Below are 12,815 nucleotides of genomic sequence, written 5' to 3'. Positions count from 1 at the left end.
AATTACTCCTCGTCTTCGTCCTTCTTGGAAACCTGCTTCTCGGTCTTCTCCTCGGAATCATCGGAGCCTTCCTCGTCCTCCATGCCCTTCTTGAAGCCGTTGATGGTCTTGCCGAACATCTTGCCCAGCTTCGGCAGGTTCTTGGGTCCAAAGATCAGCAGAGCGACGACCAGGATGATCAGCAGTTCGTTAGTACCAATACGCATAATAAAAATCTCCTTTTTACTTTGCCGCGCCGCGTGGCGGGCTTATTGCATGTATCAGGCAACCGCGGGCGCGGGTGCATCCAGTAAGTAATCAGTCCTTCGGCAGAACATCATTCTGACGAGGGTCTTCCTCCACCGGCTCGGCCGCAGGAGCAGCCTCGGCAGCTTCCTGTGCGGGAGCCGCTTCTGCAGCAGGCTCAGCCTTTTCAACCGGGGCGGCGGGTTCTTCGGCCTTCTCGGCAGGTGCAGCGGTCTCCTCAGCGGGAGCGCTCTCCTCTGCCTTGGCGGCAGGCGCAGCGTCCTCTTCCAGCTCTTCCACCGGCTCCTCGGTCAGCTCGGTCACTTCCTCGGCGGCTTCTGCCTTGGCAGCTTCCTCCTTGCTGGTCTTGCCGATACCGGTAAAGCTCTTGGTCACATCCTTGACGCTGTTGTCGATATCCTTCTTGATATCGGTCAGCGGGGCAACAGCTTCCTTCAGGGGAGCCTGGATCTCATTCAGCGGCTCCACAACGTTCTTCTGGATCTCCTCAGAAGCAGCGCCGGTGTACTTTTTCAGTTCACGCAGCATCTTGCCGATCTTCTTTGCGTAGACAGGCAGCTGATCCGGGCCGATGAACACGAACGCCACGATCACGATGACGACAAGTTCCCAAAAACCAATTTTCATACTAACTCGTTTCCTTTCCTGTGCGGCGGGACGTTTTCCGGGGCCGACGCACCTGCATTGCAGTGCGTGCCGCGAACCGTTCTTTGCCCTGTTCTTCGTCCGCTTCCGTGGGAGTTCGGCGCTCTTTGCGCCTGTGTTGCCCTACTTATACCGAAAAGTGGTGAACTCATTCTGAACAATATATGAATTTTTCATGAACGAGTGCATATTCAGGGTATTTTTGTAAACAAATAATATTTTACACTTGCTTTATTACATTTTGGATAGGATACAACAGTGCAGTCTTTTGCAAAAAAAGAGGACACCGCACAAAACGGTGTCCCCCTGAAGCGTCCTTTGCGGGGATCAGTGGCCGCAGCTCTCGCAGTGGTCGCAGTCCTCTTCGAGCTTACCCACGATGGGTTCCGGATCGATGCCCTGACGGCGGTAGTAGTCGGACAGAGCAGCCTTGACGGCCTGCTCGGCCAGAACAGAGCAGTGCACCTTGATGGGAGGCAGACCTTCCAGAGCTTCCACAACGGCCTTGTTGGTCAGCTTGAGAGCCTCGTCGATGGTCTTGCCCTTGATGAGGTCGGTGGCCATGCTGCTGGTGGCGATGGCGGCACCGCAGCCGAAGGTGAGGAACTTGACATCCACGATCACGTTGTTCTCGATCTTCAGGTACATGCGCATGATATCGCCGCACTTGGGGTTGCCCACTTCGCCCACGCCGTTTGCGTCGGGGATCTCACCCACATTGTGCGGATTTGCAAAATGCTCCATGACCTTTGCGCTATACATGCTTGCCATAATTACTGCTCTCCCTTCAGGCTGAACTGGCGGGCCGTGTTCTGGCCCTGCAGCCACATACAACTCATAGCACGGCGGCGGGGGATCACTTCCTCCAGCACGTCGCACAGATATTTTGCTTCTTCCATGGTGTTCTGCGGGCCAAAGGTGAACCGCATGGAGCCGTGGCCGATCTCCTCAGGCACGCCGATGCTCAGCAGGACGTGACTGGGGTCCAGACTGTCGGAGTTGCAGGCAGAGCCGGTGGAGGCGCAGATGCCGTGCATATCCAGATCCAGCAGGATGGTCTCGCCTTCCAGACCCGGGAAGCTGATGTTCACATTGTTGGGCAGACGGGGGCTGCGGCCGCCGTTCAGGCGGGCTTCCGGGATGTTCATGAGGACGCGGTCGATGACATAATCGCGCAGCTCGCTCTCGTGGGCCATGCGCTCATCCAGATGCGCCGTGGCGATCTCCAGTGCCTTGCCCATGGCAGCAATGCCGGCCACGTTCTCGGTGCCTGCACGGTGGCGGGCCTCCTGACTGCCGCCATCGATCAGGTTCTGGGGCCATACGCCCTTGCGGCAGTACAGGGCACCCATGCCCTTGGGGCCGTTGAACTTGTGGGCGCTCATGGACAGCATATCCACGCCCAGTTCCTTCACATCCACGGGGATGGCACCCACAGCCTGCACCGCGTCGGTGTGCATCCACACACCGTGCTTGTGAGCGACCTCGGCGATCTCCTTGATGGGCTGGATGGTGCCGATCTCGTTGTTGGCCATCATGATGCTGACCAGCGCGGTATCGGGACGGATGGCAGCTTCCACGTCCTCGGGACGGATGTAGCCCTCGGCGGTGGGCTTGATATAGGTCACTTCAAAGCCCATGCGCTCCAGTGCAGCCATGCTGTGCATGATGGCATGATGCTCAAAAGCGCTGGTGATGAGGTGCTTTTTGTTCTGGCGTGCCTTGGTGAAGGCGGTGCCCTTTACGGCCCAGTTGTCGGCCTCGGAGCCGCAGCTGGTAAAGAAGAGCTCAGCCGGACTTGCATTGATGGCCTTTGCCACCTGCGCACGACCGGTGTCCACGAATTCCTTAGCCTCATAGCCCACACTGTAATGGCTGCTGGGGTTGCCGCAGGCACCGCTCAGGGCTTTGACCATCATTTCCAGTGCCTCGGGAGCACAGGGAGTGGTGGCAGCATTATCCAGATAAACCACTTTTTCCATGTTTTCCATAGGAATGATCCTTTCTTATTGAACGCGTCTGCGGGAGCCTTGAATGCCCTGTGCAGATGCGGAATCCTTTCAACGGATAAGTTATACCATATCATTCCCTAGTATGTCAATATGAATACTGGATTTTCGTGATTCAGTCACCTTTTTTGCCCTTTCCGGTCAGTTTTCCCAGTACCACCTTCCACTTGGGGTAGCCCCAGCGCTTATCCTCGGCAAAATCGTCCGCCAGCTTCCACGGAAAATTGCTGCCGTCAAAGTAAAGATTGCCCGTCTCGTCCACGCGGTCCAGCTTTTTGGGCAGATACGCCTCGTCGTAGTAGCTCTTGCGGCGGTCGGGCAGCACCCAGTGCAGGGTGCCGTCCTTGTCCATGCCGGACGCCCATACGCCGAACACGAAGGTTGCGGCTTCGCCGTAGCAGTGCTGCTCAAAGCGGATGGCACCATCGTAATAGAACTTGATGACCTCCAGCGTGCCGGATTCCTTTTTGCCGTCGCGGCCCAAGGTGGGGCGGTAGTCCTGCTGGTAGCGGCAGCCGCAGTGACTGCCGGCAAAATCTTTTGCGTGGAACGACATGGAGTTATCCTTCTTTCTTTTTAAAAATGCCCTTCAAAGTCGCCCTCGATCTCATAGGGCCAGCTCAGGATGCCGCCCAGATCGTACAGGCGGGTGTAGCCAAGGCTTTCCAGCTTGCGCACGGCATCGGCACTGCGGCGGCCGGTGCGGCAGTAGACCAGCCATACAGCGTTCTTATCTGGCAGCACCTCAGCCGCACGGCTCAGCACCTGACCCAGCGGCAGCAGCTTTGCGCCGGGGATGTGGCCCACGGCAAACTCGTCCGGCTCCCGGACATCTACAGCAGCCGCCTCGTGTGCATCCAGCAGACGGATGGCATCGGCAGCCGTGATCTTCTCACTCATACTCTCACTCCTTATAATATCCTCTTATCCATCCTATGATAACAGACCTTTTTTGTTTGCACAAGAGGATACCTTTGCAAAATCCGAGCAACGTGCTATACTATAGGAAGCAATAAGGAGAGGATCGCCATGAAATTTTCGACCAAAAGCCGTTATGCCCTGCGCCTGATGGCCGAGCTGGCACGTTATGCGCCGGGCACCACCGTGAGCCTGAAGGAGATCAGTGAGCGGCAGAACCTGAGCCTGAAATATTTGGAGCAGATCGTGACCCCGCTGGCCCGTGTGGGCCTTGTAAAAAGCGAGCGCGGCAGTCAGGGCGGCTACCGCCTGACCAAAGCCCCTGCCGACTACACCGCCGGCGAGATCCTGCGCGCCATTGAGGGCAGCGTGGCACCCATTCCCTGCCTTGGCAGCGAGACCAACGAGTGCCCCATGTGGGAGCAGTGCTTCACCCTGCCCTTCTGGACCGGCCTTGATGAGGTGATCAACCAGTATATCGACAGCGTAACGCTGGAACAGCTTTCCAGCCAGCTGCCTGCATCCGATAAAAAAGAAGGCTGTTGCAGCTGCGGCACGAAAAATGCCTGAATCTTGAAAGAAATGCTTGACATTCGCCTTTGCATCGGCTATAATAACAAAGCATTCAGCGAATGCCTATAGGGGTATAGCTCAGCTGGTAGAGCAGCGGTCTCCAAAACCGCGTGCCGTGAGTTCGAAACTTACTACCCCTGCCATAAACGCACAGGTTCTTCGGAGCCTGTGCGTTTTGTTTTTGTACTCAAAGCAATCCGCACTCCGTCAGCCTGCTTTTGCAGTCATACAACAAAAAACACCCCGAAGTCCTAAGGCTTCGAGGTGTCTGCTGTGGAGCTGCTATCCAGATTCGAACTGGAGACCTCATCCTTACCAAGGATGCGCTCTACCAACTGAGCTATAGCAGCAAATGGCGACCCGGATCGGGCTCGAACCGACGACCCCCAGCGTGACAGGCTGGTGCTCTAACCAACTGAGCTACCGGGCCATGATCGCTCAAGTTTCGCGCGGCGCTTACCGCCGGAACGTGCTTTATTATATCGAAAAAGCGTCCGCTTGTCAAGCATGAATTTACGAAAAACGCAAAAAAGCCTGAAAGAGCCGTTCAAAGCCCGCTCTGCCCTGTTCCGGACCCGCACAGCAGAAACGATTTACAAAAGAAAAACGCCCCGAAATCTTTCGACTTCAGGGCATCTGAGCTGGAGCTGCTATCCAGATTCGAACTGGAGACCTCATCCTTACCAAGGATGCGCTCTACCAACTGAGCTATAGCAGCGCAATCACAGCTCAGTTATAATACCACAGTTTCCACCGTTTGGCAAGAGGTTTTTGCAAAAAAATCTGGATTTTTGCAAAAAAGTCGTTTTTTACGAAAGAACTCCCCCAGTCTGCTTACACAGACAGCCCCCTCGGAGATGGGGCCTTTGGCAGTACGGACAACTTTCCGGTTTTGCCAAGGGCTCCCTCTCTGAGGGAGCTGGCATCGCGCAGCGATGACTGAGGGAGTTTTACTTTATCACTCGATCAGGCCGTTCAGCAGGGACAGGCACTTGCGGCTGTGCAGCTTGCGGATCGCCTTTGCCTCGATCTGGCGCACACGCTCACGGGTAACGCCAAAGTCACGGCCAACCTCTTCCAGCGTACGGGGACGGCCATCGTCCAGACCAAAGCGCAGGCGGATGACCTTCTCTTCACGAGGGGTCAGGCTCTTGAGAGCCAGATTGATCTGCTGTGCCACCATGGCGCGGTCTGCGGCCTTGCCAGGGGCTTCGGCGTTTTCGTCTGCGACGAAATCGCCCAGAGAGGAATCCTCTTCCTCACCCACGGGGCTTTCCAGACTTGCCGGCTCCTGTGCCATGCGCTGGATCTCGCGCACACGCTCCACGCTCATATCCATGGCCTTTGCCAACTCTTCCGGGGTCGGCTCGTGGCCGTTCTGGTACACCAGCTGGTTGGTGGCCTGACGCATCCGGTTGATGGTCTCCACCATGTGCACCGGAATGCGGATGGTACGGGCCTGATCCGCAATGGCACGGGTGATGGCCTGACGGATCCACCAGGTTGCATAGGTGGAGAAGCGGAAGCCGCGGTCACAGTCGAACTTCTCGGCAGCCTTGATCAGGCCGATGTTGCCCTCCTGGATCAGATCCAGGAATGCCAGATTGTGGCCCACATGCTTTTTGGCAATGGACACCACCAGACGCAGGTTTGCTTCGCTCAGGCTGCGGCGGGCGTTCAGGCCATCGCGGCGGGTCTTGAGCAGCTCAGCGCGCTTTTCGTCGCTCAGGGGGCCGTTCTCCACAGCCTCCATAGCTTCCTCTTCGGCAGCCTTTTCCTCGGCATCCTCGCTGGGCTTCTCGTTGCCCTCCTCGTCCAGATCTTCGGTATAGCTGCGGCTGTTCTCATCCTCTTCAAACGAGAAACGGGCGCTGTTCTTTTTGATGTACTCCGGCCCGCCGTACTTCTGGCGGTCGGCCTGCAGGATGTGCGCCGCCTCGGCACCGGCATGGATGCGGCGGCTCAGCTCCACCTCCTGCTCCGCGCTCAGCAGCGGGATCTGGCCGATCTGCTTGAGGTAGTTCTTAACGGGGTCGTCCAGCAGTTCGTCCATGGCAGCCTTCAGGTCTGCAGGGTTCTCCTCGCTCTGCTCTTCCTCGTCCTCGCTGATGCCCATATCATCGTTGTTGTTCTCGGCATTCTCGACCTCGGCCATGATGCTGTCCACATCCAGCGTAGGCTCTGCATCCTCTTCCAGAACCTTGATGCCGCGTTCTTCCAGAAGGGTGTAGAGCGTTTCCTCATCCATTCTGCACTGTGCAGCCAGCGCCTTGGCCTCCTTGGCCGAAATGGTGCCTTCGCCTTTCGTCAACAGTTCCTTTAAAGTCATGCCCATTTTGCTCTCTCCTTCTTGCTCCGGGGATGCTCCCGCCGGGGGAAATCCTGTAATAAAGTGTTCCTGCGCATCAGATCACAAGTCCTCCGTTCACGCCGAACACCTGACCGGTGATGTAGCCCGCACCCTCGCCGGCAAGGAACACCAGCAGCTGCGCCACTTCGTCTGCGCTGCCAAGACGGCCCACAGGGGTCTCTTCGGCCAGCGCGGCCTTATCCTCGGCGGTGAATGCTGCCATCATATCGGTATCAATGACCCCGGGCGCAACACAGTTCACTGTGATGCCGCTTGGGCCTTCTTCTTTGGCCAAAGCCTTGGTCAGGCCGATCAGGCCTGCCTTTGCTGCAGAGTAATGCACCTCGCAGCTGCCGCCGGTCTGGCCCCACATGCTGCTCACGGTCAGGATGCGTCCGGCCTTGCGGCGGATCATACCCGGCAGCGCCAGCTGACACAGGTGGAACGCACCGGTCAGGTTCACGTCCAGCATATGCTGCCACTCTTCCGGGGTGATGTCGGTGAACAGCTTCTGCTGGGCGATGCCCGCATTGCTCACCAGCACATCCACACGGCCCAGTGCCTGTTCTGCGGTGCGGAACGCAAGCTCGCAGCTGGCGCGGGATGCCACATCGCACTGCACGGCGGTGATGCCGGGCAGCTGTTTTTCCAGCTCTGCAGCGGCTTTGACATTGCTGTGGTACAGCACCGCCACGCGGTAGCCCGCCGCATAGAACGCCCGGGCCGCAGCGGCACCAATGCCGCGGTCGCCGCCGGAGATCAGCACACAGCGGCCACTGGCTGCTGCCTGCACGGTAGGTGCCGGTGTTTTCTCCGGCTCTTCCTGCACAGGCTCCGGCATTTCCGGCTGCGGCGCAGGCTGGGGCTTTTCCAGCACCATCACCCGGGTGGGTTCGTCCACCACGGGTGCTGCCGCCTTTGGCTTTGGCGGTACGGGCGGCTCCTGTGCAGCCTGTTCCGGCTGCGGCTCCTCACCCGACAGATTGAACGTCAGTTCAAATTCATCTTCGTACAAGAGTATAGTCCTCCTGTCGTGATCTCTGCACTGCAAAGGTATGCCGTGCAGGAGATGTCTGTGCGGCCCATCGCCGTCCGTTCAGCGTCCATTTCTTATCCGGTCAAAGTCCGGTGCTCGGCGCGGCAGACAGCTGCATAAGATGGGTTTCGACAAAACACCATTGAATAATATAGCACAATTTGCCGAAAAAAGAAAGTGGAAGCCGCCTACTTTTTCACGCAGCTTCCACTTTTTTACGGTTTCTTCATATTCCATGCCGGTCATACAGGCGGTTTCCACTTCGGCCGGGCCGCAAGCCGTGCCCGCAGATCCTTGAAAAACGCCTGCAGCAGCTCCTGTGCTTCCTCTGCGCGCAGCCCCTGCTCCACCACCGGGTGGTGGTTGAAGGGCATTGCAAACAGGTCGGTCACACTGCCGCAGCAGCCCGCCTTGGTGTCTGCCGCGCCGTATACCACCCGCCGGATGCGGCTGTTGATGATGGCCCCGGCGCACATGGGGCACGGCTCCAGCGTGACGAACAGCTCGCACTCCCACAGCCGCCAGCCGCCCAGCTTTTTGCAGGCGGCATCAATGGCCAGCAGCTCTGCATGATGCAGTGCGTTTTTTTCGGTCTCGCGGGTGTTGTGGGCGACAGCTACCACCTCGCCGTTGCGGGCCACCACGGCCCCCACCGGCACCTCGCCCAGTGCAGCCGCCTTGCGGGCTTCTTCCAGCGCAAGGCCCATCAGTTCAGAATCGGTCATAGGTTCCCCTTTATCCTGCTGCAAAAACCAGCAGATTATTCAATGTATGCAAAAGCATCCCCGGCCATACCCTGCCGGTGCGTTCACGAAGTGCGCCCAGCACAAGGCCGCAGCCAAGCGCCCACGCCATGCCCGCCGGGGTGCCGTGCTGCACCGCAAACAGTACCGCCTGCAGCGCCGCAGCCTGCCATCTGCCCAAGGGCTGCGCCAGCTGCTGGATGGCCCCGCGGAACACCAGTTCCTCCACGACAGGTGCAGCGATGCAGTGGTGCACAAAACTCAGCGCCCGCACATCCCACGCCGGGGCAGGCAGAAATGCCAGCACTTTGCCTGCCAGCAGGTAGGTCAGTGCGCAGCCGAACGCAGCCAGCAGCGCCCTTGTTTTTGCCTTTTGCTCCATGGCCTGCCCTCCCTGCCGTGCAGTTCTCAGCGCCTATCTTATCATAAGCAGCGGCTTTTACGCAAGTATTTTGCGCTGGGACGAAGCAATTTTCGCTCAGGTAATTGACTTTTCCCTGTGGATTCTGGTATAATGTTTCCCGACGTTTTGTTGCAAAGCGTCGGGAAACATGACTTGAATTTGTTTTTACCGGAAATCCGGAGGTATTTTATGATCCGTATTCTCACCGATTCTGCGTCCGACATCCTGCCCGCCGAAGCCGAGCAGCTGGGCGTGACCGTGATCCCTCTGAACGTGACGCTGGAGGATGGCAGCATCCTGCGGGATGGCATCGACATGACCCCCACCGAGTACTATGCCCATCTGGCCAGCTGCCGCAAGCTTCCCACCACCAGCCAGCCCAGCCCGGAGCTGTTCGAGAAGTTCTATCTGGAAGCCGCTGCCGCCGGGGACGAAGTGCTGGGCATCTTCCTGTCCCACGAGCTGTCCGGCACATGGCAGTGCGCAAAGCTGGCCGCAGACCTCGCCAATGTAGATAACGTGCTGTTTGTGGACAGTGCCACCGTGTGTCTGGGCGAATCGCTGCTGGTGCGTCTGGCCGTGCAGCTGCGTGACGCAGGCAAGACGCTGGTGCAGATCGCCACCGATCTGGAGCACGCCAAGGAGCACCTGCATCTGGTTGCCGCAATCGACGATCTGAAGTATCTGCGCAAGGGCGGCCGTCTGCCTGCCGCTGTGGCCGTCGCGGGCGGGATGCTGGGCATCAAGCCCCTCATCACCATCAAGGACGGTAAGGTAGCCATGGCCGGTAAGGCCCGCGGCCTGCCCGGTGCCTATGTGGCCCTGTTCAAGAAGATCGAAGAGCTGGGCGGCATCAGCCCGGACTTTGCCGCTGTTGCCGGTTATTCTTCCAGCCTGCGGGAAGTGCAGCCCATCGAGAACTACTTCCGTGAAAATCTGCACATGAGCGAACCGTTGGTGCGCCAGATCGGCTGCGTTATCGGCACCCACGCAGGCCCCGGTGCATTTGGTCTGGCATTCTTTGACAAAGGGCTGGTGCTGGAATAAGCGACCACCGAAAAAAGATCATCCGAGCAAAGTCGGGCAGCCTGCGGGCTGCCCGGCTTATTTTTTGCAGCGGGAAACGGGCGCAAACTCCCTCAGTCAAAACCTGACGGTTTTGCCAGCTCCCTCGGAGAGGGAGCCTCTGGCGCGCCCGGCGCTCACAGCACTGCGTCCGAGATGAGCTTGCCCAGCAGCAGCACCAGCACCACCAGCATCATAGGACGGATGAAGCGCGCACCCTTTTTCAGGGCGAAATGGGACCCCAGCATGTTGCCCAGAATGTTGCTGACGGCGCAGGGGATGCCGATGTGGAACACCACCAGACCGTTCATCAGATAGGTGAACAGGCTGGCGTAGTTACTGGCAAGATTCAGCACCTTGCCGTTGCCGTTGGCGGTGCGCAAGTCAAAGCCCATCAGGGTGGTAAAGGCAATGATGGCAAAGGTGCCGGTGCCCGGGCCCACGATGCCGTCGTACAGTCCGATGCCCAAGCCGATGCCCAGCGCCAGCAGGATCTTTTTCAGGTTCAGGGTGCCGTCGTCCCGGTTCTGGTCCGGCAGGTCGCGCTGCCACAAAATGACCACCGCCGCCACTGGCAGGATGAGGAACATCATGGTGCGCAGCAGCTCATCGCTGAGCAGCAGCACGATATGTGCCCCCAGTGCACTGCCCGCAAAGCTGCCAATGGCTGCAAGGATGCCCACCTTCAGGTTCATTGCACCGTTTTTGAAAAAGTTGGCTGTGGCAAAAGTGGTGCCGCAGGCGGCGCTGAATTTGTTGGTAGCATAGGTGTAGTGGGGCGGAAGCCCGGCAAACAGATAGGCCGGCAGGCTGATAAGACCGCCGCCTCCGGCTGCCGAATCCACAAAGCCTGCAAAGCCCGTCATCAGAATGAGAAACGCCATCATCCATGGCGAGAGCGTGATCCCCATTGTTATAATTCCTTTTATTTTTCCAGTTTTTTGCACGTGCATTTCAGGATAGGAACAGCCGTCCCTCACAGGCCAGCACCTGATCCAGGATCATCCGCGAGACGCGGGCACCGTACACCATGGCGGGGTGTTCATTGTACTCGATGATATCGTGAAAGTCCTTGTTCATCAGCACGATGACATACTCGCCGTAGGGGGTGTGGACGATGCCGCCGTCGTTGCGGCAGGCGTTCATACTGCCGCTCTTGCTGGCTACCCAGATCAGCTCCGGCGCGCCGGTCTCCTCGCAGTCGAGGTAATACTGCGGGAAGTCGTGGGTCAGCATGGTGTTGTAGTGCTGCTGGCGCAGGATGGAAAGCATCTCGGCACTGGCTTCCCGGCTGACAAGCTCCCCTTTTGCAATGCGGGCGAACAGCGCCGCGTAGTCGCGCGGCGTGGTGGTGCCAAGCCGGCGGTAGCGGTCAAAGTGCAGCGGATTGTGCAGCACAGTATGCGCAAAGCCCAGTTCCCGGATGCAGGCGTTGATGGTATCCAGTCCCAGATAGTCGATGATCATATTGGTGGCGATGTTGTCCGAGCAAATGATCATCATGGTGGCGGTGTCCTTTACCTTGAGCTTTGCGCCCACGCCCAGCGCGCGCAGCATACCGCTGCCGTCCACGAACTGGCTCTGCTCATAGGTGATCTCTTCGGCAAGGTCTGCTTTGCCGCGCTGCGCCTGCAAATATAATGCAGCGAGAATGAACGCCTTGATGGTGGATGCCGTCTCAAATTCTTCGTCCGCGCCAACCTCCACGGTATGGCCCTGCAGGTCGTCCACGAACACGCTCATTTTGCCCTGATAGCAGTACAGCTCCGCAGCAATGCGCTTTTCCAGCGTCATGTTTTTATCCATATCGGCATATTCTCCGTTGTTATTACAGGTTTTCCTCAAAAAAGCGCATGGCATTGCGGTAGTAGATGCCTTCCACCTCGTCCTCAGTAAAGCCCTCTTCGCGCAGGGCATCCGCCAGCAGCGGCAGGAAGGCAGCATTTTCCAGCTGGTGGGGGCCATCGATGCCATCAAAATCGCTGCCAAGAGCAATCATCTGCGCACCGCCCACCTGTTTGTAGTGGCCCGCATGCTTCGCGATCAGCTCCACCGTGCTGCGGCAGTTTTCCGGGTGGGTGGGGTCGGCGTCCAGAAAGGGCGCATAGTAGTTCAGGCCCGCAATGCCGCCGCGCTCCGAAAGGGCGCGGATCATCTCATCGGTCAGGTTGCGGGTGTGGGGTGCCAGTGCACGGCAGTTGGAGTGGCTGGCCGCAAAAGGCCGGGTGCCGTGCTCCACGATATCCCAGAAGCCCTTGTCCGAAAGGTGGCTCACATCCACGATCATGTGCATCCGTTCCATCTCGGCCAGAAATTCAAAGCCCTTCCCGGTCAGGCCCTTTTCGGTCTGGGGCACCAGCACCCCGCCGGGGTTCCGCTGCGGGCTTGCCAGCTCGTTTTCGTGGTTCCATGTCAGGGTCATCATGCGCACGCCCAGCTCATACATCCGGCGCAGCACCCCCGCGCTGCCCTTGCAGCAGGCGCCTTCCTCGATGGTGAGCATCCCGCTGATCTTTCCCGCCGCAGCATTCCGGCGGATGTCCGCCGCCGTGTACACCGGAGCAATTTTTTCCGGGTATGCCGCCATGATGCGCTTGAACTGGTCGATCTCTTCCAGCGCTGTCACCAGCGGGTCCGCTCCGGGCGTCTTATCACCCAGATTGACGAATGCTGCAAAGCACTGCAGCAGATAGTCGCCTTTCTGTAATTTTTCAAGGTCGATATGCAGATCGTTCTGCGCGAAGCTCTTGGGCCGGCCCGCATGTTCGGCTTTGCGCAGCTCGCTGAGGGTATCGCAGTGCAGATCCCAGACTTTCATGATGTTTTC

The 12,815-nt window shown here is 58.4% G+C and carries 15 protein-coding genes and 4 tRNA genes; 3 read left to right on the top strand and 16 right to left on the bottom strand.

Annotated features, from left to right (window positions below; translation table 11 throughout):
- Positions 1-2 precede the first annotated feature (2 nt).
- The 6 genes from tatA to GKG34_RS12085 form a co-directional block, all read right to left on the bottom strand.
- Positions 3-206: a twin-arginine translocase TatA/TatE family subunit gene (gene tatA, locus GKG34_RS12110; RefSeq protein ID WP_005937852.1), complete on the bottom strand. Its 204-nt coding sequence runs from the start codon at positions 204-206 to the stop codon at positions 3-5.
- A gap of 91 nt (positions 207-297) precedes the next feature.
- Positions 298-873: a twin-arginine translocase TatA/TatE family subunit gene (locus GKG34_RS12105; RefSeq protein WP_154256346.1), complete on the bottom strand. Its 576-nt coding sequence runs from the start codon at positions 871-873 to the stop codon at positions 298-300.
- Positions 874-1,218: 345 nt separating this feature from the next.
- A complete protein-coding gene (nifU, locus tag GKG34_RS12100) occupies positions 1,219-1,662 on the bottom strand; it encodes a Fe-S cluster assembly scaffold protein NifU (RefSeq protein WP_005937858.1) in 444 nt (147 codons plus the stop codon).
- A gap of 2 nt (positions 1,663-1,664) precedes the next feature.
- On the bottom strand, positions 1,665-2,882 hold the full coding sequence (locus tag GKG34_RS12095) for a cysteine desulfurase family protein (protein WP_154256344.1): 1,218 nt from the start codon (positions 2,880-2,882) through the stop codon (positions 1,665-1,667).
- A 133-nt stretch (positions 2,883-3,015) separates the two neighbouring features.
- The gene (locus GKG34_RS12090) at positions 3,016-3,456 is read right to left on the bottom strand and encodes a hypothetical protein (protein ID WP_154256342.1); all 441 of its coding nucleotides are present in this window, start codon (positions 3,454-3,456) and stop codon (positions 3,016-3,018) included.
- 20 nt (positions 3,457-3,476) lie between these two features.
- Entirely contained in the window at positions 3,477-3,800 is a 324-nt protein-coding gene (locus tag GKG34_RS12085; RefSeq protein WP_005937868.1) for a rhodanese-like domain-containing protein, read from the bottom strand.
- A 129-nt stretch (positions 3,801-3,929) separates the two neighbouring features.
- Between GKG34_RS12085 and GKG34_RS12080 the strand changes: the two genes are divergently transcribed.
- Together GKG34_RS12080 and GKG34_RS12075 are read left to right on the top strand one after the other, a co-directional pair.
- Positions 3,930-4,388 carry an Rrf2 family transcriptional regulator gene (locus GKG34_RS12080; protein ID WP_005937871.1) on the top strand — a complete coding sequence of 153 codons (459 nt, stop codon included), beginning with the start codon at positions 3,930-3,932 and terminating at the stop codon, positions 4,386-4,388.
- Between the two features lie 70 nt (positions 4,389-4,458).
- Positions 4,459-4,534: transfer RNA gene (locus tag GKG34_RS12075), tRNA-Trp, on the top strand.
- A 131-nt stretch (positions 4,535-4,665) separates the two neighbouring features.
- Here the strand turns inward: GKG34_RS12075 and GKG34_RS12070 are convergent.
- The 7 genes from GKG34_RS12070 to GKG34_RS12040 form a co-directional block, all read right to left on the bottom strand.
- Positions 4,666-4,741 (bottom strand) — tRNA-Thr (locus GKG34_RS12070).
- 3 nt (positions 4,742-4,744) lie between these two features.
- Positions 4,745-4,821, bottom strand: a tRNA-Asp gene (locus GKG34_RS12065).
- A gap of 212 nt (positions 4,822-5,033) precedes the next feature.
- A tRNA-Thr gene (locus GKG34_RS12060) sits at positions 5,034-5,109 on the bottom strand.
- A 240-nt stretch (positions 5,110-5,349) separates the two neighbouring features.
- On the bottom strand, positions 5,350-6,726 hold the full coding sequence (locus GKG34_RS12055; RefSeq protein ID WP_005937878.1) for a sigma-70 family RNA polymerase sigma factor: 1,377 nt from the start codon (positions 6,724-6,726) through the stop codon (positions 5,350-5,352).
- A 70-nt stretch (positions 6,727-6,796) separates the two neighbouring features.
- A complete protein-coding gene (gene fabG / locus GKG34_RS12050; RefSeq protein WP_243139262.1) occupies positions 6,797-7,756 on the bottom strand; it encodes a 3-oxoacyl-ACP reductase FabG in 960 nt (319 codons plus the stop codon).
- 263 nt (positions 7,757-8,019) lie between these two features.
- Positions 8,020-8,502, bottom strand: a complete 483-nt coding sequence (locus tag GKG34_RS12045; protein ID WP_154256340.1) for a nucleoside deaminase — start codon at positions 8,500-8,502, stop codon at positions 8,020-8,022.
- 10 nt (positions 8,503-8,512) lie between these two features.
- The gene (locus GKG34_RS12040) at positions 8,513-8,902 is read right to left on the bottom strand and encodes a CPBP family intramembrane glutamic endopeptidase (RefSeq protein ID WP_005937890.1); all 390 of its coding nucleotides are present in this window, start codon (positions 8,900-8,902) and stop codon (positions 8,513-8,515) included.
- A 210-nt stretch (positions 8,903-9,112) separates the two neighbouring features.
- Between GKG34_RS12040 and GKG34_RS12035 the strand changes: the two genes are divergently transcribed.
- Positions 9,113-9,970 (top strand): DegV family protein, encoded by an 858-nt coding sequence (locus tag GKG34_RS12035; protein ID WP_154256338.1) that lies wholly within the window; start codon positions 9,113-9,115, stop codon positions 9,968-9,970.
- Between the two features lie 155 nt (positions 9,971-10,125).
- Here the strand turns inward: GKG34_RS12035 and GKG34_RS12030 are convergent, their stop codons facing one another.
- The 3 genes from GKG34_RS12030 to GKG34_RS12020 are packed head-to-tail and all read right to left on the bottom strand — an operon-like array spanning position 10,126 to position 12,806.
- Positions 10,126-10,899, bottom strand: a complete 774-nt coding sequence (locus GKG34_RS12030) for a TSUP family transporter (protein WP_154256336.1) — start codon at positions 10,897-10,899, stop codon at positions 10,126-10,128.
- 43 nt (positions 10,900-10,942) lie between these two features.
- Positions 10,943-11,794 (bottom strand): serine hydrolase, encoded by an 852-nt coding sequence (locus GKG34_RS12025; protein ID WP_154256334.1) that lies wholly within the window; start codon positions 11,792-11,794, stop codon positions 10,943-10,945.
- A 22-nt stretch (positions 11,795-11,816) separates the two neighbouring features.
- Complete coding sequence (locus GKG34_RS12020; RefSeq protein ID WP_154256332.1) at positions 11,817-12,806, bottom strand: dipeptidase; 990 nt, start codon at positions 12,804-12,806, stop codon at positions 11,817-11,819.
- Positions 12,807-12,815 lie beyond the last annotated feature (9 nt).

It is taken from the genome of Faecalibacterium sp. BIOML-A4 (assembly GCF_009679665.1).
In the GTDB taxonomy this organism is placed as follows: Bacteria; Bacillota; Clostridia; order Oscillospirales; family Ruminococcaceae; genus Faecalibacterium; species Faecalibacterium taiwanense.
Note: the sequence above shows the minus strand (reverse complement) of the source record. Positions and strands in the feature narration are given on the sequence as shown.

Excerpts from the sequence above, each read along its gene's own strand:
- GKG34_RS12035 (WP_154256338.1), top strand. The coding sequence starts at position 9,113 with ATGATCCGTATTCTCACCGATTCTGCGTCCGACATCCTGCCCGCCGAA.
- GKG34_RS12080 (WP_005937871.1), top strand. The coding sequence starts at position 3,930 with ATGAAATTTTCGACCAAAAGCCGTTATGCCCTGCGCCTGATGGCCGAG.
- GKG34_RS12020 (WP_154256332.1), bottom strand. The coding sequence starts at position 12,806 with ATGAAAGTCTGGGATCTGCACTGCGATACCCTCAGCGAGCTGCGCAAA.
- GKG34_RS12085 (WP_005937868.1), bottom strand. The coding sequence starts at position 3,800 with ATGAGTGAGAAGATCACGGCTGCCGATGCCATCCGTCTGCTGGATGCA.
- GKG34_RS12025 (WP_154256334.1), bottom strand. The coding sequence starts at position 11,794 with ATGGATAAAAACATGACGCTGGAAAAGCGCATTGCTGCGGAGCTGTAC.
- GKG34_RS12105 (WP_154256346.1), bottom strand. The coding sequence starts at position 873 with ATGAAAATTGGTTTTTGGGAACTTGTCGTCATCGTGATCGTGGCGTTC.
- GKG34_RS12090 (WP_154256342.1), bottom strand. The coding sequence starts at position 3,456 with ATGTCGTTCCACGCAAAAGATTTTGCCGGCAGTCACTGCGGCTGCCGC.
- GKG34_RS12055 (WP_005937878.1), bottom strand. The coding sequence starts at position 6,726 with ATGGGCATGACTTTAAAGGAACTGTTGACGAAAGGCGAAGGCACCATT.
- tatA (WP_005937852.1), bottom strand. The coding sequence starts at position 206 with ATGCGTATTGGTACTAACGAACTGCTGATCATCCTGGTCGTCGCTCTG.
- nifU (WP_005937858.1), bottom strand. The coding sequence starts at position 1,662 with ATGGCAAGCATGTATAGCGCAAAGGTCATGGAGCATTTTGCAAATCCG.
- GKG34_RS12030 (WP_154256336.1), bottom strand. The coding sequence starts at position 10,899 with ATGGGGATCACGCTCTCGCCATGGATGATGGCGTTTCTCATTCTGATG.
- GKG34_RS12040 (WP_005937890.1), bottom strand. The coding sequence starts at position 8,902 with ATGGAGCAAAAGGCAAAAACAAGGGCGCTGCTGGCTGCGTTCGGCTGC.
- GKG34_RS12095 (WP_154256344.1), bottom strand. The coding sequence starts at position 2,882 with ATGGAAAACATGGAAAAAGTGGTTTATCTGGATAATGCTGCCACCACT.
- GKG34_RS12045 (WP_154256340.1), bottom strand. The coding sequence starts at position 8,502 with ATGACCGATTCTGAACTGATGGGCCTTGCGCTGGAAGAAGCCCGCAAG.